Source organism: Streptomyces sp. RLA012, from assembly GCF_056270325.1.
This window is the reverse complement of the sequence record NZ_JBWDPA010000002.1, coordinates 2,070,055-2,096,796: the sequence shown is the minus strand read 5'-3', so window position 1 is coordinate 2,096,796 and position 26,742 is coordinate 2,070,055. Positions and strand designations below refer to the sequence as shown.

General features: G+C 70.1%; 18 protein-coding genes. 8 read left to right on the top strand and 10 right to left on the bottom strand.

Annotation, left to right across the window (positions count from 1 at the left end; translation table 11 throughout):
* A complete protein-coding gene (locus tag RV986_RS09780; RefSeq protein ID WP_475917022.1) occupies positions 1-5,448 on the top strand; it encodes a glycosyl hydrolase family 28 protein in 5,448 nt (1,815 codons plus the stop codon).
* Positions 5,449-5,460: 12 nt separating this feature from the next.
* A complete protein-coding gene (locus RV986_RS09775; protein ID WP_475917021.1) occupies positions 5,461-7,488 on the top strand; it encodes a PQQ-dependent sugar dehydrogenase in 2,028 nt (675 codons plus the stop codon).
* 24 nt (positions 7,489-7,512) lie between these two features.
* On the opposite strand, the gene RV986_RS09770 is transcribed toward RV986_RS09775, so the two are convergent.
* The 3 genes from RV986_RS09770 to RV986_RS09760 all read right to left on the bottom strand — a co-directional run bounded on the left by RV986_RS09770 (position 7,513) and on the right by RV986_RS09760 (position 12,938).
* A complete protein-coding gene (locus RV986_RS09770) occupies positions 7,513-9,111 on the bottom strand; it encodes an IS1634 family transposase (RefSeq protein WP_475917020.1) in 1,599 nt (532 codons plus the stop codon).
* 184 nt (positions 9,112-9,295) lie between these two features.
* The gene (locus tag RV986_RS09765) at positions 9,296-11,122 is read right to left on the bottom strand and encodes an AMP-dependent synthetase/ligase (protein ID WP_475917019.1); all 1,827 of its coding nucleotides are present in this window, start codon (positions 11,120-11,122) and stop codon (positions 9,296-9,298) included.
* A gap of 331 nt (positions 11,123-11,453) precedes the next feature.
* Positions 11,454-12,938 (bottom strand): MFS transporter, encoded by a 1,485-nt coding sequence (locus RV986_RS09760; RefSeq protein WP_475917018.1) that lies wholly within the window; start codon positions 12,936-12,938, stop codon positions 11,454-11,456.
* Positions 12,939-13,060: 122 nt separating this feature from the next.
* Here RV986_RS09760 and RV986_RS09755 point away from each other — a divergent pair, with 122 nt between their 5' ends.
* A complete protein-coding gene (locus RV986_RS09755; RefSeq protein WP_475917017.1) occupies positions 13,061-14,041 on the top strand; it encodes an Lrp/AsnC family transcriptional regulator in 981 nt (326 codons plus the stop codon).
* Here RV986_RS09755 and RV986_RS09750 read toward each other — a convergent pair.
* Positions 14,016-14,909, bottom strand: coding sequence for a LysR substrate-binding domain-containing protein (locus RV986_RS09750; RefSeq protein WP_475917016.1), 894 nt, complete (start codon positions 14,907-14,909; stop codon positions 14,016-14,018). The two genes, RV986_RS09755 and RV986_RS09750, sit on opposite strands and share 26 nt — an antisense overlap.
* Positions 14,910-15,087: 178 nt before the next feature.
* Between RV986_RS09750 and RV986_RS09745 the strand changes: the two genes are divergently transcribed.
* The gene (locus tag RV986_RS09745) at positions 15,088-16,101 is read left to right on the top strand and encodes a bile acid:sodium symporter family protein (protein WP_475924235.1); all 1,014 of its coding nucleotides are present in this window, start codon (positions 15,088-15,090) and stop codon (positions 16,099-16,101) included.
* On the opposite strand, the gene RV986_RS09740 is transcribed toward RV986_RS09745, so the two are convergent.
* On the bottom strand, positions 16,034-17,281 hold the full coding sequence (locus tag RV986_RS09740; protein ID WP_475917015.1) for a DUF4185 domain-containing protein: 1,248 nt from the start codon (positions 17,279-17,281) through the stop codon (positions 16,034-16,036). The genes RV986_RS09745 and RV986_RS09740 overlap by 68 nt on opposite strands.
* 115 nt (positions 17,282-17,396) lie before the next feature.
* Between RV986_RS09740 and RV986_RS09735 the strand changes: the two genes are divergently transcribed.
* Together RV986_RS09735 and RV986_RS09730 are read left to right on the top strand one after the other, a co-directional pair.
* The gene (locus tag RV986_RS09735) at positions 17,397-17,699 is read left to right on the top strand and encodes a MarR family winged helix-turn-helix transcriptional regulator (RefSeq protein WP_475917014.1); all 303 of its coding nucleotides are present in this window, start codon (positions 17,397-17,399) and stop codon (positions 17,697-17,699) included.
* A gap of 19 nt (positions 17,700-17,718) precedes the next feature.
* Positions 17,719-18,261, top strand: a complete 543-nt coding sequence (locus RV986_RS09730; RefSeq protein ID WP_475917013.1) for an isochorismatase family protein — start codon at positions 17,719-17,721, stop codon at positions 18,259-18,261.
* Between the two features lie 218 nt (positions 18,262-18,479).
* Here RV986_RS09730 and fdhD read toward each other — a convergent pair whose 3' ends face one another.
* The 5 genes from fdhD to RV986_RS09705 are packed head-to-tail and all read right to left on the bottom strand — an operon-like array spanning position 18,480 to position 24,944.
* Entirely contained in the window at positions 18,480-19,337 is an 858-nt protein-coding gene (gene fdhD / locus RV986_RS09725; protein WP_475917012.1) for a formate dehydrogenase accessory sulfurtransferase FdhD, read from the bottom strand.
* 7 nt (positions 19,338-19,344) lie between these two features.
* On the bottom strand, positions 19,345-20,205 hold the full coding sequence (locus RV986_RS09720) for a 2Fe-2S iron-sulfur cluster-binding protein (protein WP_475917011.1): 861 nt from the start codon (positions 20,203-20,205) through the stop codon (positions 19,345-19,347).
* On the bottom strand, positions 20,202-22,046 hold the full coding sequence (locus RV986_RS09715; RefSeq protein WP_475917010.1) for an NAD(P)H-dependent oxidoreductase subunit E: 1,845 nt from the start codon (positions 22,044-22,046) through the stop codon (positions 20,202-20,204). Before RV986_RS09715 ends, RV986_RS09720 begins: the two co-directional genes overlap by 4 nt.
* Before the next feature lie 4 nt (positions 22,047-22,050).
* Positions 22,051-23,976, bottom strand: a complete 1,926-nt coding sequence (locus RV986_RS09710; RefSeq protein ID WP_475917009.1) for a molybdopterin oxidoreductase family protein — start codon at positions 23,974-23,976, stop codon at positions 22,051-22,053.
* A complete protein-coding gene (locus tag RV986_RS09705) occupies positions 23,973-24,944 on the bottom strand; it encodes a 2-dehydropantoate 2-reductase (protein ID WP_475917008.1) in 972 nt (323 codons plus the stop codon). The genes RV986_RS09710 and RV986_RS09705 overlap by 4 nt, the downstream gene beginning before the upstream one ends.
* Positions 24,945-25,241: 297 nt before the next feature.
* On the opposite strand from RV986_RS09705, the gene RV986_RS09700 reads away from it, so the two are divergent.
* Both RV986_RS09700 and RV986_RS09695 read left to right on the top strand, forming a co-directional pair.
* Positions 25,242-26,579 carry an OFA family MFS transporter gene (locus tag RV986_RS09700; RefSeq protein ID WP_475917007.1) on the top strand — a complete coding sequence of 446 codons (1,338 nt, stop codon included), beginning with the start codon at positions 25,242-25,244 and terminating at the stop codon, positions 26,577-26,579.
* Entirely contained in the window at positions 26,545-26,718 is a 174-nt protein-coding gene (locus RV986_RS09695) for an MFS transporter small subunit (RefSeq protein ID WP_403407630.1), read from the top strand. The genes RV986_RS09700 and RV986_RS09695 overlap by 35 nt, the downstream gene beginning before the upstream one ends.
* Positions 26,719-26,742: the final 24 nt, after the last annotated feature.

Below are 26,742 nucleotides of genomic sequence, written 5' to 3'. Positions count from 1 at the left end.
ATGCAGCAGCGCAAGCGATGGGCGGCGACCGTGTTCTTCGCGTTCGCCATCGTGCTCGGCCTGACGCACCCCTCCGCGCTGGCCACCCCCCAACCCCCGGCCAAAGCAGCGGAGTTCAACGTACGCGCCTACGGAGCCAAGGGCGACGGCTCCAGCAACGACACCCCCGCCATCAACAAGGCCATCACCGCGGCCAACACGGCGGGCGGCGGCACCGTCCGCTTCCCCGCCGGCCAGTACAAGTCCAAGAACACCATCCACATGAAGAGCGAGGTCACGCTCCAGGTCGACAAGGGAGCCACGATCCAGGGCTCCAGCGCGGACACCTACGACCCGCCCGAGGCCAACCCCAACGACGCCTATCAGGACTACGGGCACAGCCACTTCCACAACGCGATGATCTACGGCGACCGGCTGACGAACATCGGGTTCGTCGGCGGGGGTGTCATCGACGGCCTCGGCAACCTCATCACCGGCAACCCCAAGTCCGGCGAGGCCGACAAGATCCTCTCCCTGACCCGCTGCGACGGTCTGCGCCTCGGCGACGGCCTGACCCTGCGGCGCGGTGGTCACTTCGCGGCCCTCGTCAACGGCTGTAAGAACGTCACCTCGGACCACCTGACCATCGACACCGCGAGCGACCGCGACGGCTGGAACATCATCAGCACCACCGACGTCACGGTCACCAACGCCACCATCAAGGCCAACGACGACGCCCTCGTCTTCAAGAGCGACTACGCGCTCGGCGCCAAGCTCCCCAACGGCCATGTGCGGGTGAGTGATTCGTATCTGTCGGCGGTGTGCTGCAACGCGCTGATGTTCGGCTCGGAGACCTGCGGCGACTTCTCGGACTACCAGTTCGCCAAGATCCGCATCGAGGGCTCGAACAAGTCCGGGCTCGGCATGGTCTCGATGGACGGCGCGAAGATCTCGGACGTCCACTACCGCGACATCACCATGACGGGCGTCCACTCGCCGATCATGCAGAAGATCGGTACCCGAAAGCGCTGCGGAAACAGTCCGGGCGTCGGCTCGATCAGCGATGTCACCTACGACAACATCACGGCCACCGGGGCGAGCCCGTCCTTCAGCCCGACGCTGTGGGGCGAGAGCGGACACCGGATCAGCGGGGTCACCTTCACCGACGTCAACATCACCGTCCCCGGCGGCAACGGCACCATGTCCACCGCCGTGCCGAGCAACGACCCCAATGACTACAACCCGAAGGCCATCGGCACGCGCCCCGCGTACGGCTGGTACCTCCACAACGCGGACAACGTCAGCTTCACGGACAGCTCGGTGAAGTACGCGGCGGACGACGGCCGCCCGGCCGTCATCGCGGACGCCGCGAGCGGGATCAGGTTCACCCGGTTCACGGCCCAGCGGGGCAGCGACTCGCCGCACGACATGGGCTTCCAGAACGTCACCGGCTACTGCCTGACGGACAGTCAGAACACCTCGGGCGGAGCGCTGCGGGTCTCCGACAGCGGCTCCAGCGAGAACTGCGGTACGGCGACGAACAGCGCGGCGGTGAAGACCGCGGCGGTGAAGACCGCGGCGGTGAAGAAGTCCGCCCCGAAACCGCTCGACCTCGACAACCCCCGCCAGGAGTTCCTGCGCGGTTCCGTCGGCGGACTCTTCCTGCACTGGGGCGAACGCACCGCCCCCGCCCACACCAGCTGCACCGCCTGGGAGAACGACGTCACCAGCGGCGGCTGGAGTCCCGGCTACTGGGTGAACGAGGCCCAGAAACTGCACACCCAGTACCTCGTCCTCGCCACCTTCCACAGCCGTCTCGGCTACGCCCGCCCCTGGCCGTCGACGATCCCCGGCAGCTGCTCCACCAAGCGGGACTTCCTCGGTGAACTGATCACGGCGGCCAAGGCCAAGGGGCTCAAGGTCATCCTCTATATGACCGACGACCCGCAGTGGCACGACGAGGGCGGTCACGAGTGGCTCGACTCGGCCGCGTACTCCGCCTACAAGGGCACCGACGTCGACCTCACCACCCGCGACGGCTTCGGCCGCTTCAGCTACGACAACTTCTTCGAGGTCATGGACCGCTACCCGGACCTCGGCGGCTTCTGGATCGACAACGACAACGCGTACTGGGAGAGCCATGACCTCTACGCGCAGATCCAGCAGAGGCGCCCGAACTACACGCTCAGCAACAACAACGAAGACACGCCGATCATGGACATGATCAGCAATGAGCAGAAGACGGGCATGACCCCGTCCTACGACTACCCCCAGGCCGTCTACACGGCCGGGCCCCGCCTCACCGAGGCCGACTTCAAGCTGCCGTCGAGCGGGGCGTGGTGGTACGACGGCTCCAACCCGTCCGTCGACAAGACGCTCACCCTCGGCCGGCTGATCACCAACGCGGGCTCGTCGGTCAAGGCACTGATGGCCGAGACCGCCCAGGTCAACGGCAAGTTCCCGGCGAACCAGGAGGCCTTCAACACCTTCGCCAACTCCTACCTCGGCCCCATCTGGCAGTCACTGCACGGGACCGAGGGCGGCGGCTACATGTACGGCGGCCTCAAACCCGGCTTCTGGAACGACGGGGCGCACGGCGTCACCACGGTCAGCAAGACCGACCCCGACCTCCAGTACGTCCATGTGCTGACCCCGCCCAGCACCAGCACCCTGCGCATCCGTGACAACGGCTACCGCATCGGCTCCGTCACCAACCTCCGTACGGGCGCGGCCGTTTCGTGGACGCAGTCAGGTGGCGTGCTCACTCTCAACGGCCTCGCGAACTGGGACCCGTACGACACCGTCTTCAAGGTCACCACGGCCGGTCGCCAGGGCATCGCCTCCGGCGTCACGATGTCCGCGAGCGCCTCGGCGAGCGGTCACGGCGCGGCCGCCGCGGGCGACGGCGACTACCTCACCTACTGGGACAGCAACAAGACGCTGCCCGTCAACCTCACCTTCGACCTCGGCAGTGCCAAGAAGGTGCAGTACATCGGCCTCAACCAGCGCGAGGACTCCGTCGCCTACGCGCGCTCCGACACCGAGCAGTCCGCGCGCATCAAGGACTACAAGGTGTTCCTCAGCAACGACGGGTCCACCTGGGGCAGTGCGGTCAAGACCGGGCAGGTCCCAAGCCGACGCGGCATTCAGGGCATCGACCTGACCGCCGCCAACGCCCGGTACGTACGCCTCGAAGTCGACTCCACCTGGGCCGCGTCCACCGACACCACCCGCTACAAGCGGCTGCGGATCGACGAGGCCTGGATCGGCACGTCGTACGCCACCCCGGCGGCCACCGTCCACACGTACTCGGACAACGGCCAGGCCCTCCGCCCCGCCATGGGCTGGAGCAGCTGGAGCTTCGTGCGCCGCTGGCCGACCGAGGCGAAGATCAAGGCGCAGGCCGACGCGCTGGTCGCGAGCGGACTCAAGGACCACGGCTTCGTGTACATCAACCTCGACGACTTCTGGCAGAAGTGCGACGCGAACGGATTCGTCGTCGACTCCTACGGTCGCTGGACCGTCGACACCGCCAAATTCCCCTCCGGGATCAAGGCGTTGGCCGACTACCTCCACTCCAAGGGCCTGAAGTTCGGCTTCTACGTGACGCCGGGCATCGCCAAGAACGCCGTCACCAAGAACACACCGATCGAGGGGACCTCGTACCACGCGGCCGACATCGCGGACACCTCGAAGACCGAGAAGAACTACAACTGCAAGAACATGTACTACATCGACTACGGGAAGCCGGGCGCCCAGGAGTTCGTGAACTCGTGGGCCAAGCAGTTCGCCTCCTGGGGGGTCGACTACCTGAAGATCGACGGGGTGGGCAGCGCGGACATCCCCGACGTCCAGGCCTGGGACAAGGCGCTGCGGGCCACCGGCCGGCCCATCACCTTCGCCCTCTCCAACAACCTGCCGATCGCCAATGCCGCCACCTGGAAGTCCTTGGCGAACAGCTGGCGCACCCAGGGCGACGTCGAGTGCTACTGCGGCTCGGGTGAGAACGGCAGCGGCTATCCGCTGACCGACTGGTCCCATGTCTCCGCCCGCTTCACCTCGGCCGCAAACTGGCAGCAGTACGCGGGGCCGGGCGGCTGGAACGACCTGGACTCGCTGGAGATCGGCAACGGCGACCAGGCGGGCCTCACCGCGGACCAGCGCCGCTCGCACTTCACCCTGTGGGCGATGGCGGGCGCACCTCTGCTGCTCGGCACGGACCTGACGAACCTCGACTCCGTCGACAAACCGATGCTGACCAACGACCGGCTCATCGGCGTCGACCAGGACGGCGTCGCCGCGAAACGGATCGTGAGCAGCGGCGTCAAGCAGGTCTGGAGCAAGAAGGAGAGCGACGGCCAGTACGTCGTCGCCCTCTTCAACACCGGTACGTCCGGCAACTCCACGGTGAGTGTGAACTGGTCGCAGGTCGGCTTCACCGGCTCCGGTGATGTCACGGACCTGTGGTCGGGCTCCCACAAGGGCACGATCGCGGACTCGTACAGCGCGACCCTGCGCCCGGGGGAGACACGCCTGATCCGGGTGAAGCCGGTGAGCACCACCCTGAAGACCGCCGCGGCCGCACCGGGCATGGCGGTGGCGCCCTACGAGTACCTCGGCTGGGGCAGCCCGCAGAACCCGACCTCGGTCATGTCGGCCACCGGGGTGAAATGGTTCACACTCGCGTTCATCCTCTCCGACGGCTCCTGCAACCCGAAGTGGGACGGCTCCCGCCCGCTGACCGGCGGCAACGACCAGTCGAAGATCAACGCGATCCGCGCGGCCGGCGGTGACGTCGTCGTCTCCGTCGGCGGCTGGAGCGGCGCCAAGCTCGGCGAGAAGTGCTCCAGCGCCGCGGCGCTCGCGGGCGCCTACCAGAAGGTCATCGACGCCTACGGCCTCAAGGTCATCGACATCGACATCGAGAACACCGAGTGGAGCAACGCCACCGTCCGACAACGCGTGATCGACGCGCTGAAGATCGTGAAGGCCGACAACTCCGGCCTCAAGACGATCATCACCTTCGGTACGACGACCAGTGGCCCGGACTCCACCGGCGTCGACATGATCAAGCGCGGCGCGAGCTCGGGCCTCGCGAACGACATCTGGTGCATCATGCCGTTCGACTTCGGCGGCGGCACCACGAACATGGGCACGCTCACCACCCAGGCCATGGAGGGGCTGAAGGCACGGGTCAAGTCGGCTTATGGATACAGCGACGCGACGGCGTACGCGCACATCGGCCTGTCGTCCATGAACGGCAAGACCGACGACTCCGGCGAACTGGTCCGCGTCGCCGACTTCAAGACCATGCTCGCCTACGCCCAGCAGCACCACATCGGGCGCCTCACCTACTGGTCGGTGAACCGCGACCGGGCCTGCGGCTCCGGCTCCGACGGTGACTCCTGCAGCGGCGTGTCGCAGCAGCCGTACGACTACCTCAAGGTCTTCGCCCAGTACACGGGCTGAGGGGACGAACCCATGAAACCCAACCGAGCGCTGCCCTGGTGCCTCTCGCTCGTCCTGGCTGTGCCACTCGTCGCACTGACCGGCACGGCGGCGCAGGCGGCCACCGACTACCAGGCCGAGGACGCCACGATCTCGCAGGGCGCTATCGCCACCAACCACACCGGATACACCGGCACCGGCTTCGTCGACTACACCAACATCACCGGCTCGTACGTGGAGTTCACGGTGAGCGCGGCCACGGCCGGCAGCTCCTCGCTCGCCCTGCGCTACGCCAACGGCACCACCGTCGACCGCCCGATGGACCTCTCCGTCAACGGCACGGTCGTCGCCTCCGGGGTCTCCTTCCCGGCCACCACCGACTGGAACACCTGGGCGACGAAGAGTGTGAACATCCAGCTCAACGCGGGTTCCAACAAGATCCGCGCGACCGCCACCACGGCGAACGGCGGCCCCAACCTGGACCGTGTCGGCGTCGGCGCCGCCGCCGACACCCAGGCACCCTCGCGGCCGGGCCAGCCGAGCTGCTCGGCCATCGGCGAGGACAACCTCACCCTCTCCTGGGGCGCCGCCACGGACAACGTCGGCGTGGCCGCGTACGACCTCTACGAGCACGGCAACAAGCTCGGCGAGGCGGCCGGTGACGCGACCTCCAAGGTGCTCACCGGCCTGAGTCCGAACACCACCTACAACCTCACCGTCATCGCCCGCGACGCGGCCGGCAACGCCTCCCAGGCCAGCCCGGTCGTCGACTGCACGACTCGGCCCAGCTCCGACACCACCCCGCCCGGCAAACCCGGCACCCTCGCCTCCTCGAACGTCACGGCCACCAGCGCCGACCTGAGCTGGGGCGCCTCGACCGACGACAAGGCGGTCGTCGGCTACGACGTGCGCAGCGACACCACGGTCTACAAGAGCGTCACCGGTACGTCGACCACCCTCACAGGGCTCGCCTGCAACAGCCCGTACACCCTGAACGTGGTGGCGCGCGACGCGGCCGGCAATGTGTCGCCGCAGAGCAACACGGTCACCTTCACGACCAAGGCCTGTGCCACCGACGGCGGGGTCCCCTCGTCCATCGGGACCGTCTCCAGCGGCTGGACGATCCCGTGGGGCACGTACTGGATGCCCGACGGGCAGACGGCGCTGGTCACCGAGCGGGACGACTTCCGGGTCTGGAAGGTCACCAAGGACGGCACGAAGACCCAGGTCGGAACCGTGCCGAACGCCGTGACGACGAACGGCGAGGGCGGACTGCTGGGTGTGGCCGTCGACCCGAAGTGGGCGACCAACCACTACGTGTACTTCATGCACACGGCCGCCGAGGGCAACCGTGTCGTCCGCATGACCTACGACGGCAGCTCCCTCACCGACTACACGGTCCTCCTCCAGGGCATCAAGAAGAACCGCTACCACAACGGCGGACGCCTCGCCTTCGGCCCCGACGGCTATCTGTACGTCTCCACCGGCGAGGCCCAGACGCCCGAACTGGCCCAGGACAAGACCTCGTTGAACGGCAAGATCCTGCGGATGACGACGGACGGCAAGGCCGCCCCCGGCAACCCGTTCGGCACCTACGTCTACAGCTACGGGCACCGCAACCCGCAGGGCCTCGCCTTCGACCGCAACGGCCGCCTGTGGGAAGCGGAGTTCGGCAACAGCTCCAAGGACGAACTCAACCTCGTCAAACCGGGCGCCAACTACGGCTGGCCGACCTGCGAGGGCAGCTGCAGCGTCTCCGGGATGACCAACCCGAAGGCGACCTGGAACGTCTCCGAGGCGTCTCCCAGCGGCATCGCGATCGTCCGCAATGTCGTCTACATGGCGTCCCTGCGCGGCGAACGGCTGTGGCGCATCCCCATCACCGGCGACACGGAGAACGTCGGCACGCCGACGGCGTACTACGTCGGCACCTACGGCCGCCTGCGCACGGTCACCAAGGTGCCCGGCGCCGACCAGCTCTGGCTCTCCACCACCAACTGCGACAACAACGGAGGAGCGGCGGACGGCTCGGACAAGCTCTTCAAGGTGAGCATCGGCTAGCCCCGTACTTCGCGGGTCACCGTTTCAGGTCATTGGCCAGTGGGTTTGGGTGACTTCGATGCCGAGGAGGTCCAGGAGGTGGAGTTGGACGCCGCGGGTGATCTGGACGGTGGGTGGGTCGGTGACGTTTCCGATCCGCAGGGTGAGTTCGCCGAGGTGGTAGAGGATCATCCGGCCGGTTGGCCGCACTCGGCGGTTGTCCGGGTAGAGGCCGACCATGGTCTGCTCGGGGCCCAGGGCTTGTCTGACCTGGCGTTCGATCAGGCTGAAGACCAGCAGGGCCAGGCAGATGACCTGGATCAGGGCGGCGACGCGGTGGTTGTGCTGCACGAACAGCGGGGTGACCGCCAGGGGGCCCTTGAAGTCCGCGTAGCGGCGCTCGACCGATCCCTGGCCCTTGTACTGGATCAGGACCCGGCTCGGGGATGCCTGCTCGGCAGTCAGCGCCGTCAGCAGGGCGTACCATCCGTCGGCGGCGGCTTCGGTCCGCAGGACGTCCTGGTCGAAGTGCCAGGCCAGGGTGGGCCTGCCGTGGTCGTCCTCGCTGATCTCGGTGCGCAGGCAGGAGACGACCCGGCGGGTCCTGGCGATCACCCCGACACGGGCGGCGATCTTCTCGGCGGTGTTGTAGTACCTGCCGCCGGCTCCGCGCCGGACCTTGTCCAGGTCCTCGGTGGCGCGGGTGAGGCGTTTGGTGCGGGCGGCCTGCTGGCCTGCGGCGTTGCCGGTGGAGTGGACCAGGATTCGGCGAACTTCCAGGACCGGGTCGCGCTTGCGCGGGCCGTTCAGGGTGTGGACGTCTTCCAGTACCCGGTAGACCTCGCGCTGGGCGGGGTCCTTGTCCGCGTCGCGGCCGGGCACCCAATCCACGACGGTGGCGGCCTCCAGGTCCAAGGCGGCGTAGAAGCCGTCCTTGACCTGGGCTGCCGGGACCGGGGCGATGAACGCCGTCCCGGCTTCCAGCAGTGCGGCGACGTTCGGGTAGGAGACGAGCTTGGAATCGGCGACCAGCAGGAACTCCTGCTCGCCGGCCAGCTTCTGCAGGTCCTTCATCGCCCCGACGACCTGGGACACCTCGGCCGCGCCGCCGCCGAAGACCCGGGCGTGGACCGGGATGCCGCCGTCACCGGTGACCGCGAGCCCGGCCTGGACCTGCTTCAGGTCCACCCTGCGGTCCTTGGGATGCCCGTGCTTGATCACCGGGAACGCGTCGTCCTGGTCCTCCAGGGGGTAGGTCCCGTGGACGGACATCGACGTCATGTCCCAGTGCAACCGGGACACGTCGATGCCGAACTCGGTGATCGCCCGCGCGCCGGCCGTGCCCGCGATCTGCTCCAGTTTCGGGGCGATCGCGTCCAGTGCCCGCGCGAGGCGGTCGTCGTTGAGCAGGCCCGCCTCGATCCCCAGCACTTCCTCCACCGCCCAGGTCCGGGCCCAGTCACCGACCCGGAACAGGGGCATCGGCGAGGTCAGCCGGTTCGCGACCAGCGCCTCGATGACCTGCCCGTGCGTCAGGTGCGCGCTCGGCGCGGACGGGCACAAACCGTCGACGATCCCCGCCACGTCCAGCCGGCGCAGAAACTCGGCAGCGACAGGCAGAGCGCCCAGACGCTTCTCCACCACAGACGTCACCACACACTCAAGACGCTGACGCTGGGACCGAGGCCGCGGAGACCGGGAAGTCATCGACACACCCGGCTAACGCCCACAGCCCCGACCCGGACACGACCGAACCCTCTACTCCAACCGATTCAACGACCCGCGAAGTACAGGGCTAGCCGGACCGAGGCGTTGTACCGGGGTCACGTCACGTCCCGTACAACGCCTCCACCTCCGTCGCGTACGCGCTCTCGATGGCCTTCCGCTTCAACTTCAGCGAAGGCGTCAGCAACCCGTGCTCCTCGGTGAACTGGTGCGCCAGTATCCGGAACGTACGGATCGACTCGGCCTGCGAGACCAGGGTGTTCGCGGCGACCACCGCCCGCCGCACCTCGGTCTCCAGGTCCGGGTCGCGCACCAGGTCGGACGGGGACAGCCGGGTCTTGCCCCGCATCTGCAGCCAGTGCTCGACGGCCTCGGAGTCGAGGGTGACCAGCGCCGCGATGTACGGCCGGTCGTTGCCGACCACGATGCACTGGGCGACCAGCGGATGGTCGCGGACGCGCTCCTCCAGGACGCCCGGCGAGACGCTCTTGCCGCCGGAGGTCACCAGGATCTCCTTCTTGCGCCCGGTGATGGTGAGATAGCCGTCCTCGTCGAGGGACCCCAGGTCACCGGTGGCCAGCCAGCCGTCGTGCAGGGTGGCGTCGGTGGCCTTGGAGTCGTTCAGATAGCCCTGGAAGACGTTCTCGCCGCGCAGCCAGACCTCGCCGTCGTCCGCGATGTGCACGGTGGTGCCGGGGATCGCCTGGCCGACGGTGCCGAACCGGGTGCGCTCGGGCGGGTTGGCGGTCGCGGCGGCCGTGGACTCCGTGAGCCCGTACCCCTCGTAGATGAAGACACCGGCGCCCGCGAAGAACAGTCCGAGCCGCCGGTCCATCGCCGAACCACCCGACATCGCGTGCTTGACCCGGCCGCCCATGGCACCCCGGACCTTGGAGTAGACGACCTTGTCGAAGAACTGGTGCTGCATCCGCAGACTCGCCGAGGGGCCGGGTCCGATGCCCCAGGCCTTCTCCTCGACGGCGTCCGCGTAGCGCACGGCGACGTCGACGGCCTTCTCGAACGGGCCCGACTTGCCCTCCTTCTCGGCCTTGCGGCGGGCGGCGTTGAAGACCTTCTCGAAGATGTACGGCACCGCGAGGAAGAACGTCGGCCTGAACGCGGCCAGGTCCGGCAGCAGCGCCGCCGCGTTGAGCTGCGGCTGATGCCCGAACTTGACCTTCCCGCGGACCGCGGCCACCTGCACCATCCGCCCGAAGACATGCGCGAGCGGCAGGAACAGCAGCGTGGCCGCCTCGTCGCCGCGCTTGGAGTGGAAGACCGGCTCCCAGCGCTCGATGACGGTGTCCGCCTCGAACATGAAGTTCGCGTGCGAGATGACACAACCCTTGGGGCGCCCGGTGGTGCCCGAGGTGTAGATGATCGTGGCGATCGACTCGGGGGTGACCGCGCGCCGGTGCCGGTGCACCACCTCGTCGTCGAGGTGCGCGCCCGCCTCGTACAGCTCCTGCACGGCCCCCACGTCGAGCTGCCACAGCTTGTGCAACTGCGGCAGCCGGTCGACGACCGTGGCGATCGTCATCGCGTGGTCCTCGTGCTCCACCATGACCGCCGACACCTGAGCGTCGTGCAGCATCCAGAAGACCTGCTCGGCGGACGAGGTCGGGTAGACGGGGACGACCTGGGCGCCGATCGTCCACAATGCGAAGTCGAAGAGCGTCCATTCGTAGCGCGTGGGGCACATGATGGCGACCCGGTCCCCGAACCGGATGCCCTGGGCGAGCAGCCCCTTGGCGAGGGCGAGGACCTCGTCGCGGAACTCGGCGGCCGTCACGTCGCGCCACTGTCCCTGCTCGTCCTTGCGGCCGAGCGCGATGTGCAGCGGATCCTCCTGGGCATGGTCGAACACGACGTCGGCCAGGCCGCCCACCGGCGGCGCCGACGCCAACGGGGGGTTGGTGAACTCGCGCAATCCAGCTCCTAGTGGCGCTCCGCACAGCGCCGTGAAAGCTACCCCACCCCGCCGCCGGGCGGGAGGGGTGCCGGAGCGGGGGTCTGCGCGGCATATGCACAGGTCAGCCGAGAAAATGCCCGCACATGGGGAAGGGCCGGACAGAATCCCGTACGGTTCCGTAGGTTTCCATCCCGTAATCTCCACGGAATCTGTACGACCCGGCTACGGGGCACGGCACCCCGAATACCGGACACGGAAGGTCCGCTTCCCCACTGTGCGGCTACCGCCGAAGCCGGTCCCGGTGGCTCCGGAACCGGCCCCGGCGGTCATGACCGGGCCCTCACCGGTGTCATGGGCGGGACGCCGCCGCGCGCTCCGCCGGCGCCTCGCCCGCGTCCGTCACAGCGCGTGGCGTCCGCACCAACACCAGTACCAGCGCCCCGGCGATCATCCCCGTCACACCCGCGGCCACCGACGCCGAGTCGAGCCCCGCGGCGAACGCGGTCCGCAGGGCGTGCTCGGAGAGCGTGCCGCGCAGCGCCCCGGCGCCGCCGCCGGCCAGCGTGTGGGCCGCCTCGTGCGACAGCGTGTCCTGCATACGGGAGGTCAGCACCGTGCCGAAGACGGCGACCCCGAGCGCGTACCCGAGCTGGCGGACCGTGTTGACCGCGCCGCCCGCCATGCCCGCCCGCTCCGGCGGCACGGCGGCGAGCGCGGCCCCCGCGATCGCCGGGGACACCAACCCCGTACCGATGCCGACCAGCACCAGGCCCGGCACCAGCACCGGCCAGCTCGTGCCCGAGTCGAGCACGGCCTGGCAGAACGCGCCCGAGCCGACCAACAGCAGCCCGCCGCCTATCGTCAGCCGCGCCGGAACCCCGTGCAGCAGCTTCCCGGCGAGGATCGCGACCACCATCGTCGCGCCGGTGAGCGGCAGCAGCGTGAGCCCACCGCGCACCGGGCTCATGTTCAGCACGGTCTGCATCCAGATGGAGAGGTACGGCAGCACACCGAACGCCACCCCGTTGAACGCGAGCGCGCCCGCCATCACGCCCACGAACGCCGGCTTGCGCAGCAGCGACAGATCGAGCAGCGGATGGGCGACCCGCCGCTCGACGAGCACGAAGGCGAGCAGCGCCGGCGCCGCCAGCCCGAACGAGCCCGCCGTGACCCCCGAGGTCCAGCCGTCGGACCCGGCCCGCACCACCCCGTACGTCGTCGCACCGGCGAAGCACGCGAAGGCCGCCGTGCCCGCCCAGTCGATACGCATCCCCCGCGGACCCCGCGACTCCGGCACCACCCGCAGGGTCAGCCACACCGACGCCACGCTCACCGGCAGGTTCACGAAGAAGATCCACCGCCAGCCCGGCCCTTCGGTGAGCAGCCCGCCGAGCACCGGCCCGACCGCCGCCGCGCCCCCGCTGACCGCGCCCCACACCCCGAGCGCCGTCGACCGCTGCCGGCCCTGGTAGACCGAGCCGAGCAGCGGCAGGGTCGTCGCGAACATCGCCGCCGCGCCCACGCCCTGCAGCCCCCGCGCGGCCACCAGCATCCCGGGACCGGACGAGAGCCCGCACAGCAGCGAGGCCACCGCGAACAGCACCACGCCCGCCACATGCACCCGGCGCCGTCCCAGGAGGTCGGCGGCCGCCCCGACCCCCAGCAGCAGCGCGGCGAGCGCCAGCGCGTATCCGTCGATCACCCACTGCAGATCACTCAGCGACGCGTGCAGTGCCCGCGCCATGTCCGGCAGCGCGACGATCGCGATCGTCACGTCCAGCAACAACATGAACGTCCCCAGGCACACCGCCGTGAGCGGCCCCCATGTACGCATGTCCTCAACTCCTCATGAACTCCTGTGCCACGGATGCGTGTGCCTCCGTACGATGGGCTTCTGCTGGGTGATCACAGTGGTTCCGGGCGCTGGATCGACGGATTCCGACGAGGGTGGGTCTCATGGAGATGGAATCCAACATCTTCGACAAGCTCGATCTGCAACTGCTGGCCGCGCTGGAACTGGACGCCCGGGCGCCCTTCAGCCGGCTCGCGGCGGTGCTGGGCGTCTCCGACCAGACGATCGCCCGCCGCTTCCGCAGACTCTCCGCCGAGGGCGGGCTGCGGGTGGTCGCGGTGCGCGACGCCGAGCGCCTCGGCCAGGGACAGTGGATGCTGCGGCTGCGCTGCGCCCCCGACAGCGCGGACACCATCGCTCAGGCGCTGGCCAAGCGCTCCGACACCGCCTGGATCGGGCTCGCCTCGGGCGGTACCGAAGTGGTCTGCATGACGCGCCCGCGCAGCGCCGGCGACCACGACGACCTGCTGCTCGGCAAGCTGCCGCGCACCCCGAGCATCATGGAGATCCGCGCCCAGCAGATCCTCTACCGCTTCTTCGGCGGACCGAACGGCTGGCTGGGCAAGTTCGAGGTACTCACGGACGACCAGATCGCCGCGCTGCGTCCACCGCCGCCCGACACCGCCGGGCCCGCCCGGATCGACCCGCAGGACGAACCGCTGCTCGCCGCCCTCGAACGGGACGGACGCGCCACCTACCCGGAACTCCAACGGGCCACCGGGCGCTCCGAGTCCGTCGTCAAGCGCCGCCTCGCCGGTCTGCTCGCCTCCGGAGCCGTGTACATCGACGTCGAGTACCACTCCGAGCACCTCGGCTACGCCTGTGCCGCCGTCCTGTGGATCACCGCGGCCCCCGCCGCCCTGCACTCCGTCGGCGAGGCCCTCGCCACCCACGACGAGATCGCCTTCGCCGCGGCGACCGCCGGCCCCTCCAACATCGTCGTCACCGCGGTGGCCCGCGACACGGCGGGCCTCTACGCCTATCTGAGCGGCCGCCTCGGTGCCCTGGAAGGCGTCCAGTACGTGGAGGCGACGCCGTTCCTGCGCCGGGTCAAGCAGCTCACCTATGCGGGACCGACGCGCTAGCCCCGCCGCCCCGGTGCAGCCGGTCACCGCCGCGCAGGATCGTCGCCGCCAGCGCGTCGGCCGCACCCTGGGCGGAGGTGCGGCGCCGCCCGTGCACGAGGACGAAGTCGACCTCCCCGAGTTCCGGCAGCCCGGCCCGCTCCGGGACGCGGACCAGCCCGGGTGGGATCAGCCCCCGCGAGTGGGCCATCACGCCGAGGCCCGCGCGGGCCGCCGCGACGAGGGCGTTCAGGCTGCCGCTGGTGCAGGCGATGCGCCACGCGCGGCCCTGGCGCTCCAGCGCTTCGAAGGCCAGGGCGCGGGTGATGCCCGGCGGCGGGTAGACGATCAGGGGGACCGGGCGGTCGGGGTCCAGGCGCAGCCGCTCCGCACCGATCCACACCAGGTGGTCGTGCCAGACCAGCTCGCCGCGCGGGTCCTCGGGCCGCCGCTTCGCCATCACCAGGTCGAGCTTCCCCGCCGCGAGCTGCTCGTGCAGGGTGCCGGACAGTTCGACCGTCAGCTCCAGGTCGACCTCGGGATGGTCGTACCGGAAGCCCTCCAGGATCTCCGGCAACCGGGTCAGCACGAAGTCCTCCGACGCGCCGAAGCGCAGCCGGCCGCGCAGCCGCGTACCCGTGAAGAACGCGGTGGCCTGCTCGTGCACCTCCAGGATGCGGCGCGCGAAGCCGAGCATCGCCTCCCCGTCCTCGGTGAGCTCCACGGAGTGCGTGTCCCGTGCGAAGAGCTGACGTCCGACGGAGTCCTCCAGCCGGCGTACGTGCTGGCTGACCGTGGACTGGCGCAGGCCGAGCCGGCGGGCCGCCTGTGTGAAACTCAGGGTCTGGGCCACGGCCAGGAACGTGCGCAGCTGGGAAGGGTCGTACACGGCTTCACGGTACCCGCCTTCACGTTATCGCGAAACGCGATGACAGTCAGAGCGGTATGACGGATTCCCGATCGCGGGCCGGAAGAGGACGATGGAGAGGGCACGCCCCGCACCAGCACGACGATCTACGACAAGTGAGCAGTGGAGCACCGTGAAACGCCTGCAGTGGCCCAGTCGGATGCCGATCGACCCGTACATCCTGCTGCTGCTCGGGACCGTGGGCCTCGCGGCCCTCCTCCCCGCGCGGGGCATCGGCGCCGACGTCGCGTCGAGCGCGTCCACGGCCGCGATCGCCTTTCTCTTCTTCCTCTACGGAGCCCGGCTCTCCACCCGTGAGGCGGTCGAGGGCCTCAAACACTGGCGACTCCACGTCACGGTCCTGGCCTGCACCTTCGTCGTCTTCCCGCTGCTGGGTCTGGCCGCCCGCGGACTCGAACCGGTGTTCCTGACGCACAACCTCTACACCGGCCTCCTCTTCCTCACGCTCGTCCCGTCGACCATCCAGTCGTCGATCGCCTTCACCTCCATGGCGCGCGGCAACGTACCCGCCGCGATCTGCGCCGGCTCCTTCTCCTCGCTCGCGGGCATCGTCATCACCCCGCTGTTCGCGGCGGTGCTGCTGGGCAGCAGAGGAGGCGGTTTCTCCCCGGACTCGCTGGTCAAGATCCTGCTGCAGCTGCTGGTGCCGTTCATGGCCGGGCAGGTGCTGCGCCGCTGGATCGGCGGGTTCATCACGCGCCACAAGAAGGTCCTCGGGTACGTCGACCGCAGCTCGATCCTCCTGGTCGTCTACACCGCGTTCAGCGAGGGCATGGTGCAGGGCATCTGGCACCAGGTGAGCGCGGTCCGGCTGGCCGGGCTGCTCGCGGTCGAGGCCGTGCTGCTCGCCGTGATGCTCACGCTCACCTGGTACGGCGGGAAGGCGCTGCGCTTCAACCGGGAGGACCGCATCGCGATCCAGTTCGCCGGGTCGAAGAAGTCCCTCGCCTCCGGGCTCCCCATGGCCAGTGTGCTGTTCGGCGCGCACGCCTCGCTCGCCGTGCTGCCGCTGATGCTCTTCCACCAGATGCAGCTGATGGTGTGCGCGGTGATCGCCAAGCGCCGCGCCCACGACCCCGAGGCGGTCACGGCCCCGGGCCCGCCAGCCGCAGCGTCACGAATCGCGGTCGGTACAGCGCCACGTTCCGACTGATGTTCGCCTGCGCCGCGGCGCCGCCCGTGGTGTCCAGCCAGTTCACGTCGTAGCTCAGGACGAGCCGGTCGCCGTCGCTCAGCGCCGGGTGCACCTGCGGGTTGTACGCGGCCACCTGCCCCTGCGGCAGGGCCGGGCCGAAGCTCCGGGTGGGCCCCTGCCAGGGGCCGGTCGGCGCGCACGCCCAGTACGAGGTGATCGTGGTCAGACCCGCGGCGCCCGCGGCCATCGTGAACAGGACGTACGTCCCGCCGTCGCGCACCACGGAGAACGCGCTGCCCACGCCCGTGCGCCGCCCGTCCCCGAGAACCGGCCCCGGCCGGGCACGCGCGGCCCACCCCGCGCCGTCCCAGTACTCCCAGGCCGCCGGTTCCCCCAGCCGGCCGCGCGGCACACGGGCCAGGTACGCCTGCGAGGCGGGGCGCGAGGCGGCCTGGCCGTCGTCGCCGCCGAAGACGTACGTCCACGCGCCCGCGTCGACCGTCGAGGTGCCGAACAGCACCCGCCGGGAAGGATCGGCGACGGAGCTCTGGTCCAGGACCGTGGTGATGCCTTCGAGGCGCAGATCGGGCAGCGAGAGTGTGGCGACCTCGGTGGACGTGGGCACACCGTAGATCCAGGGCGCCTGGCCCGCCGTACGGGTCCACAGCAGGACGCGCACGACCTGTTCGGACGAGCCGGGGGAGCGGGGCTCGACGCGGGCGGCGACCGGCCAGCGCCACCGCTGCGGACCCGGGTCCGGGAACACGGGCGCCGGCAGCGTCGTCTTCAGCCGCCCGCCCTTCGACATCACCACGGCCGAGTTGCGCACCAGGGGCGCGCTCGTGTCGCGCCAGACGTACGACTCGCCGACCGGGTTCGGTGGCCGGTGCACCTGGCCCAGATACGTGTCCGAGAACAGCCACAGCAGCCGCCCGTCCGGCAGCCGCACCGAGTGGGTGCCGTCGCCGCCGGTCCAGTCGTCGGCGCGGGTCTCGTCGTCGCCGTACCGCGCGAACTCGCCCGTGAGCCGTGCGTCCGCGCTCCAGGACCGCGGCGTACGGGCCGCGCACGCACCGCCGCCCTCCCGGTCGTGGTCGGGGAGGGCGGTGAGCAGCACGGCCGCGCAGACCAGGGCGAGCAGGACACCGAGGCCGGCCCCGGTCCGCCGCCGTCGTCGTGCTCGTGCGTCGTCGGGCACGGACGGGACGTTAGTGGCCGCCGCCCACGTGGTCCATGGGCAGATACAGGACGGTGTCCGGGGTCACGTCCCGGGAGGGCGCCGCGGACAGCTCGTCGTCGCTCAACACCCTGTCGTGGACGCGCACTTCGTCGATCGCTCCCGTGAAGTACGCCCGGCTGTCGGACAGGTCATCGGGAAGCCCGACGGTGTCCATGGATTCAACGATCTCCAGGCCGCGGATCTGGTCCTGCGTGAACCCGACCCCAGGGACCGCCGCAAGAACGCGGTGTCGATCACCGAGGAGAGCTCCCGCCTCCTCGTCCGTTGCGGGGATGCGGCGCGCGCGGCGAGCGACGCGCTCCCGTCCCCGCTCTCCGCCGCCGAACGGGAGCAGTTCACCGGCCTGTTGATCCGGATTTCCGGTACGGACGGCTAACGCGGGCTAACGTTCCGTCATGACCGCTTCCGAAACCGAACCCCCGCTCGCCCTCGACCCCGCGCGCACCGCCCTGGTGCTCGTGGATCTGATGGAGCGCATTGTCGGGCTGCCCGTGGAACCCCGCGGCGGCACCGAGGTCCTCGCCGCCGCCGAGGAGTTGGCGGCCGTCTTCCGGAAGGCGGGCGCGCTCGTCGTGCTGGTCAGGGTGGAGCGGTCAGGACTGCCCGAGCAGCCGCCCGGCAGCGGACTCGTCGCCGGGCTGGCGACGGAGGGCGACCTCGAAATCGTGAAGCGGACCATCGGCGGGTTCCAGGGCACCGGCCTCGACGAGCGGCTGCGCGAGCGCGGCATCTCCACCCTCGTGTTCGGCGGTATCGCCACCAACCTCGGCGTCGAGTCCACCGCCCGCGCCGCCGGAGACCTCGGTTACGACCTCGTCTTCGCCGAGGACGCGATGGCCGCCCTCACCGCCCCCGAACACGAGGCATCGGTTCGCCTCGACTTCCCCCGCCTCGGCACGGTCGTGACCGCCGCCCAGGTCCACTTCACCGCGGGCTGACCACCACCCCGAGCGAGTGAGCCAAAGGGGCGCGCCTGTGTTGAGAGTGTGAGCGCGCGGAGGCCCGACGGAGGAGGGTCGAGCACGGTCGCGCTCTCGACACAGGCTGTGGCGCCCCGGAGGCGAACCGAGCGCAAAAAAAGGCCGGTCGGGGCCCCTGCGGCGCAGGGGGCGCTCCCCGCCGGTCGGGGCCCCGCCGCCGTGTCGCGGGGAGCCGGTCAGCCCTGGGCGGCCGCGGCCCGCAGGGCGATGCGGTGCTCGCCCGCGTACACGTTCATGGAGGGGCCGCGCAGGAAGCCCACCAGCGTCAGCCCGGTCTCGGCGGCGAGGTCCACCGCGAGCGACGAGGGTGCCGAGACCGCCGCGAGCACCGGGATGCCCGCCATGACCGCCTTCTGCGCCAGCTCGAAGGAGGCCCGCCCCGACACCAGCAGGATCGTGCGGGAGAGCGGGAGGTCGCCGCGTTGCAGGGCGCGCCCGACCAGCTTGTCGACCGCGTTGTGCCGGCCCACGTCCTCCCGTACGTCGAGCAGCTCCCCGTCCTCGGTGAACAGGGCCGCCGCGTGCAGACCCCCGGTCCGGTCGAAGACCCGCTGAGCCGCGCGCAGCCGGTCGGGGAGGCCGGCGAGGAGGGCGGGTTCCAGCCGGACCGGGGGAGCGTCGGCGCCGTCGTCGATGGCCCAGCGCGCGGTCGTACGGACCGCGTCCAGGCTCGCCTTGCCGCACAGGCCGCAGGACGAGGTGGTGTAGACGTTGCGCTCCAGCGTGATGTCGGGCATCACGACGCCCGGCGCGGTCCGTACGTCCACCACGTTGTACGTGTTCGAGCCGTCCACCGTGGCACCCGCGCAGTACACGATGTTCTGCAGCTCCTCGGCCCGCCCGAGCACCCCCTCGCTGACGAGGAAGCCCGCCGCGAGCGCGAAGTCGTCGCCCGGGGTGCGCATGGTGATCGCGAGCGCCTTCCCGTTGAGCCGGATCTCCAGTGGCTCCTCGGCGACGAGCGTGTCCGGGCGGGTGGAGATGGCCCCGTCCCGGATGCGGATCACCTTGCGTCGTTCCGTGACTCGTCCCATGTCCTGATCAGTCCCGGTTCTGTACGTGCTGGTAGCCGAAGCGGCCCTTGATGCAGAGATTGCCGTGGGTCACCGGGTTGTCGTGCGGGGAGGTGACCTTCACGATCTCATTGTCCTGCACGTGCAGGGTGAGGTTGCAGCCCACTCCGCAGTACGCGCACACCGTGGTCGTCTCGGTCTGCGCCGACTCGTCCCATGTACCCGCCGCGCGCATGTCGAACTCCGACTTGAAGGACAGTGCTCCCGTCGGGCACACCTCGATGCAGTTGCCGCAGTACACGCAGGCCGAGTCGGTCAGCGGGGCCCCGTGCTCGACGGCGATCCGGGCGTCGAAACCGCGCCCCGCGACCGAGATCGCGAAGGTGTTCTGCCACTGGTCGCCGCAGGCGTCGACGCACTTGTAGCAGAGGATGCACTTGTCGTAGTCGCGGACGTAGAGGTCGTTGTCGATCTTCGGTTGCTCGTCGAGACGGGCCGCGCCGGGGCCGAAACGGTCCGGCTTCGCCTCGTACTCCTTGATCCACTCGGTGACCCGGGGGGTCGTCGACAGATCGACCGAGGACGCGAGGAGTTCGAGGACGAGCTTGCGGCTGTGGCGGGCGCGCTCGGTGTCGGTGCGGACCTCCATGCCCGCCTCCGCCGCGCGGGAACAGGCCGGGACGAGCGTCCGGGCGCCCTCGACCTCGACCACACAGACCCGGCAGGCGTTCTTGGGGGTGAGCGTGTCGCCCTGGCAGAGGGTGGGGACGTCCTTGCCCGCCGCCCGGCAGGCGTCGAGGATCGTCGAGCCCTCGGGCACCCTGGTCTCCTGCCCGTCGAGGGTGAACTCGACGAGCCGACGCGGCACTCCCAGCGGTATCGCGGTCATTCGTAGGCCCCCAAGCGGTCGATCGCGGATTCCACGGCGTTCCACGCGGTCTGTCCGAGACCGCAGATCGAGGCGTCCCGCATCGCGCGGCCGACCTCCCTGAGCAGGGCGATGTCGTCGGCCGCGGCCGCGCCCGTCCGCTCGGCGATCCGCTGCAGCGCCTCCTCCTGCCGTACGGTCCCGACCCGGCACGGCACGCACTGCCCGCAGGACTCGTCGCGGAAGAACTCGGCGATGCGGAGCAGCAGGCGGGGCAGCGGGACGGTGTCGTCGAAGGCCATGACCACGCCCGAGCCGAGGGTCGTACCCGCCGCCCGGGTGCCCTCGAAGGTGAGCGGGATGTCCAGCTCGTCGGGCCGTACGAAGCCGCCCGCCGCGCCACCGAGCAGCACCGCGCGCAGCCGTTCGCGCACGCCCGCCGGCTCCAGCAGCTCGCCCAGGGTCGCCCCGAACGGCAGTTCGTAGATCCCGGGCCGGTCCACACTGCCCGACACACAGAAGAGCTTCGGGCCGGTGGACTGCCCGGTGCCGATCGCCGCGTACGCCTGCGCACCCATCGTCAGGACGGGCAGCACGTTCACCAGGGTCTCGACATTGTTCTCGGCAGTGGGTTTGCCGAACAAACCCTTCTCCACGGGGAAGGGCGGTTTGGAACGCGGCTCTCCTCTGTACCCCTCGATGGAGTTGAAGAGGGCGGTCTCCTCGCCGCAGATGTACGCGCCCGCGCCCCGCCGGATCTCGATGTCGAAGGCGTACCCCTGGCCGAGGACGTCCGCGCCGAGCAGGCCACGCGCGCGTGCCTGCCCGATGGCGTGCTCCATGCGGCGCAGGGCACGCGGGTACTCGCCGCGCAGATAGACATAGCCCTTGTGTGCGCCGACCGCGTACGCCGCGATCGTCATCGCCTCGACGAGCGCGTACGGGTCGCCCTCCATGAGCACCCGGTCCTTGAAGGTGCCCGGCTCGGACTCGTCGGCATTGCACACCAGGTAGTGCGGATGATCGGGCCGGGACGCCGTGGCCTGCCATTTGCGGCCGGTGGGGAAGGCGGCGCCGCCCCGCCCGACCAGGCCAGCGTCGGTGACCTCGCGGATGACCCCGGCGGGCCCGAGCGCGAAGGCCCGCCGCAGCGCCGTGTACCCGCCGTGCGCCCGGTAGTCGTCGAGCGAGGCGGGGTCGACCACGCCGACCCTGCTCAGCAGCACGAGGGAGGGATCGCCCGCCTGGGGCACCGCGCAGGCCGCGGGCGGCTCCTCGGGCGCCGAGTCCGGGGCGCAAGCCGCCTCCGCCGCCCGCTCGACGGTGGTGGGCGCCGACACGGCCGTACGCACCGGATCGCCCGCTTTGACGGCCAGCGCGGCCGGAGCACGCTCGCACAGGCCGAGGCAGGGGCTGCGCTCGACCCTGACGCCGACCCCGACGTCGCTGCCGGGCCCGAGGCGGGCCTCGACCCCGGCGCACAGCTCCGCCGCCCCCGCCGCCGCGCAGGCGAGGTCCGTGCAGATGTGCAGCACGGTCGCGGGGCGCGGCTGCACCGAGAACATCGCGTAGAAGGTCGCGACGCCGTACGCCTCCGCCGGCGGCACGGTCAGCCGCCGGCACAGATAGTCGAGCGCGCCCTCGCTGATCCAGCCGAGCCGGTCGTTGACGGCGTGCAGCCCCGGCAGCAGCAGATCGCGGCGTTCGCGTGCCTCCCGGCCGCCGCGTGCCCACCTGAGGTCGGCGGCCCTCATCTCATCGCGCGCGGCGCCCTCCCACGAGGACTCCGGAGGACCGAGCAGCGCGTCGACCGCCGCCCGCTCCTCGTCCGTCGGCTTGCTGTCACCGAAGTGCAGATCCACCACATCACCTCACTCGTGTCGCGACCGGCAGCTTCTCGATCCGGATCGCCGACGCCTTGAACTCCGCCGTCCCCGCGATCGGGCAGTTCGCCTCGATCGTCAGCTGGTTGGTGTCCACCTCGTCGGGAAAGTGCATGGTCATGAAGGCCAGCCCGGGCCGCAGCGCCGTGTCGATCCACACCGGTGCCACGACCGATCCCCGGCGCGAGGAGATCCGGACTTCCTCGCCCATCACGACCCCGTAGTGCTCCGCGTCCTCCGGACACAGCTCGACGTACTCGCCGCGCCGCAGCGGCGAGGCGAAACCGCCGCTCTGCACACCGGTGTTGTACGAGTCGAGCCGGCGCCCGGTGGTGAGCCGGACCGGGTACTCCTCGTCCGTCAGGTCCACGGGCGGGTCGTGCCGGACCAGCCCGAAGGGCGCGGGCCGGCCGCGCTCGGCGGGGTCAAAGGCCCACAACCGGCCGTGCAGATAGGTCGGTTCCAGCCGTGCCGGGTCCGGGCAGGGCCACTGGATGCCCTGGTGTTCCTCCAGGCGTGCGTACGTCATCCCGTGGTGGTCCGGCGACATCGACCGCAGCTCGTTCCAGACGGCCTCGGCGTCGGCGTACTTCCACTCGTGCCCGAGGCGCGCGGCGAGGTCGCAGAGGATGTCGATGTCCTCGCGGGCCTCACCGGGCGGTGTGACCGCCGCGCGTACGCGCTGCACGCGCCGCTCGCTGTTGGTGGTGGTGCCCTCGGTCTCCGCCCACCCGGCGGTCGCGGGTAGCACGACGTCCGCCAACCGGGCCGTCTTCGTGAGGAAGATGTCCTGGACGACGAGGAAGTCGAGGGCGCCGAGCCGCCGTACCGCCTGCTCGCTGTCGGCCTCCGACTGTGCGGGGTTCTCGCCGATGCAGTAGACCGCCCTGAGCGTGCCCTCCTCCATGGCCTCGAACATCTCCGTCAGGTTCAGCCCGTAGTGCGGCTGGATGACGGTGTTCCAGGCGGACTCGAACTTCTGCCGTGCCTCGGGATCGAGGATGTCCTGGAAGCCGGGGAGGCGGTTGGGGATGGCGCCCATGTCGCCGCCGCCCTGCACGTTGTTCTGGCCGCGCAGGGGCTGCAGCCCGGAGCCGTGCCGGCCGACATGCCCGGTCAGCAGGGACAGATTGATCAGCGCGCGGACGTTGTCGGTGCCGTTGTGGTGCTCGGTGATGCCGAGGGTCCAGCACAGCTGGGCACGCTCGGCGCGGGCGTAGGCGTGCGCCAACTCCCGTATCGCGGCGGCCGGTACGCCCGTCACCTTCTCGGCGAGCGAGAGCGTCCACGGCTCGACGAGCGCCTTGTACTCCTCGAAACCGCTGGTCGCCCGCTCGATGAAGGCGTGGTTGGCGAGCCCCGCGTGGATGATCTCGCGGCCGATCGCGTGCGCCATCGGGATGTCGGTGCCGACGTTCAGGCCGAGCCAGCTCTCCGCCCACTCGGCCGTGGACGTACGGCGCGGGTCGACCGCGTACATCCGGGCGCCGTTCCTGATCCCCTTCAGGACGTGCTGGAAGAAGATCGGGTGCGCGAAGCGGGCGTTGGAGCCCCACATCACGACGAGGTCGGTCTCCTCGACCTCCGCGTACGAGGAGGTCCCGCCGCCGGAGCCGAAGGCGGCGCTCAGGCCCGCGACGCTCGGGGCGTGGCAGGTGCGGTTGCAGGAGTCGACGTTGTTCGTGCCCATCACCACCCGGGCGAACTTCTGGGCCACGTAGTTCATCTCGTTGGTCGCGCGGGCGCAGGAGAACAGGCCGAAGGCGCCGCGGGCGGCACTCAGTCCCGCCGCCGCGCGGGTCAGGGCCTCCTCCCAGGTGGCCCGTCGGAAGGGCTCGTCGCGCGTGTCACGGACCAGGGGGTGGGTGAGCCGGGTGTAGGTCTTCGGGGTTCGGTCGCGTTTCCTCATGCGGCGCTCCTCGACGCGAGCAGGTCCGAGATGGCGTGGACGGTGCGCAGGGTGGGCACCTCGACGCCGGTGATGTCCGCCAGCTCGACGACCGCCGCCAGCAGTACGTCCAGTTCGAGCGGCTTCCCGCGCTCCAGGTCCTGGAGTGTGGAGGTGCGGTGGTCGCCGACCCGCTCGGCGCCGGCCAGCCGCCGTTCGATGGAGACGCCCACCTCGCAGCCGAGCGCCTCGGCGACCGTGAGCGTCTCGGTCATCATGATCTCGATGACCTTGCGGGTGCCGCCGTGCAGGCACATCTGCCGCATCGTCGCGCGGGCCAGCGCGCTGATGGGATTGAAGGAGATGTTGCCGAGCAGCTTGAGCCAGATGTCGTTGCGCAGGTCGCCTTCGACGGGGCACTTGAGTCCGCCCGCCCGCATGGCCTCGCTGAACGCCCCGCACCGCTCGGAGAGGGAACGGTCGGGCTCACCGATGGAGAACCGGGTGCCTTCCAAGTGCCGTACCACGCCCGGTCCTTCCAGCTCGGTCGCGGCGTACACGACACACCCGACGGCCCGTTCGGGCGCGAGCACCGCACTGACCGCGCCGTCCGGGTCCACGCTCTCCACGCGGTGACCGTCGTGCGGGCCGCCGTGCCGGTGGAAGTACCACCAGGGGATGCCGTTCTGGGCGGCGATCACCGCCGTGGTGTCGTGCAACAGGGGCTCGATCAGCGGCCCGCACGCCGCGTACGAGTTGGCCTTCAGGCCGAGCAGGACGTAGTCGACCGGGCCGACCTCGGCCGGGTCGTCGGTGGCGTGGGCGTGCGCGGTGAAGTCGCCGCGCGGGCTGCGGACCTGGACTCCGTGCTGCCTCATGGCCGCCAGATGCGGTCCACGGGCGATGAGGTGCACATCGGCGCCGGCGCGGTGCAGCGCGGCGCCGACGTAGGCGCCGATCGCACCGGCGCCGAGAACGGCGACTTTCACTGGGGCTCGCTCCGTTCGGTCGAGGGTACCGAGGAACTGCCGAACTCTGTCGACGAAATATTGTCTACAGTATGGAACTTGGACCAGCAAGACTTCGCGCAGCACTACCAAGGCTTCGGCCGCCCATGGCTCGTCCAGCACTTCTGACCCCATGGCGATCGGCGCGTGCGTCACAAACCGGCCGCGCAGCCCGGTTCGACCGTTCGTCGCGCCGTGGATACCGCTCACCGCATACCGTCGACGAGTTGGCGTCGAACGGCTTCACAACCGGGCAACCGCTTCCTATCGTCCGGGATCATGAGTCCCCCTGTCGCGCCACCCGGCTGGAGCCGCTGGCTCGTCCCGCCCGCCGCACTGTCCGTCCACCTCTCCATCGGCCAGGCCTACGCCTGGAGCGTCTTCAAGCCGCCGCTCGAATCCGCGCTCGGCCTCAGCGGCACCCAGAGCGCGCTGCCCTTCCAGCTCGGCATCGTCATGCTCGGTCTGTCGGCCGCGTTCGGCGGCACGCTCGTCGAGCGCAACGGGCCGCGCTGGGCGATGACCGTCGCCCTGGTCTGCTTCTCCACCGGCTTCCTGATCGCCTCGCTGGGCGCCGCCACCGAGCAGTACTGGCTGATCGTCTTCGGCTACGGCTTCGTCGGCGGGATCGGCCTCGGCATCGGGTACATCTCACCCGTCTCGACCTTGATCAAGTGGTTCCCGGACCGGCCCGGCATGGCCACCGGCATCGCCATCATGGGCTTCGGCGGCGGTGCGCTCATCGCCTCGCCGTGGTCCGCGCAGATGCTGAAGTCCTTCGGCTCCGACTCCTCCGGGATCGCGCTCGCCTTCCTCGTGCACGGACTCTCGTACGCCGTCTTCATGACGCTGGGGGTGCTGCTGGTGCGGGTGCCGCGCGGCGACAAGCCGCCGGTGAAGGCCGGACCCGGGCCGCTCGACGGGGTGCAGGTGTCCGCGAACAGCGCCGTGCGCACCCCGCAGTTCTGGTGCCTGTGGGTCGTGCTCTGCATGAACGTGACGGCGGGCATCGGGATCCTGGAGAAGGCCGCCCCGATGATCACGGACTTCTTCGCGGACACCTCCACACCGGTGTCGGTCTCCGCCGCCGCGGGCTTCGTGGCGCTGCTCTCGGCCGCGAACATGGCGGGCCGGATCGGCTGGTCCTCCACGTCCGACCTGATCGGCCGCAAGAACATCTACCGTGTCTACCTCGGCGTGGGCGCGGTCATGTATCTGCTGATCTCGCAGTTCGGGGACTCCTCCAAGCCCCTGTTCATCGTCTGCGCGCTGGTGATCCTCTCCTTCTACGGCGGCGGTTTCGCGACCATCCCCGCCTACCTGAAGGATCTTTTCGGCACCTACCAGGTCGGCGCCATCCACGGCCGGCTGCTCACCGCCTGGTCCATGGCGGGCGTTCTCGGCCCGCTGATCGTCAACTGGATCGCGGACCGGCAGAAGGGCGCGGGCAAGCACGGCGCCGCGCTCTACGACACCTCGTTCCTGATCATGATCGGGCTGCTCGTGGTCGGCTTCGTCGCCAATGAGTTCGTGCGTCCCGTCGATGCCCGCCACCACATCCCCGCCCCGAGGGAGGCCGCCGATGACGACTCCGTCCAGCCCCAGCAGTCCGCCTGACCTCCCCCACTCTCGGCTTCGCTCGAGCGGGGGGACCCCCATTCCGCTCATCGCCTTCGCCTGGCTGTGGGTGGGCGCGCCCCTGTGCTACGGCCTGTACGAACTCGTACTCAAGGCGAAGCAGTTGTTCACGGGGTAAGGGGTGTGCGTGTGCGGACGGTAT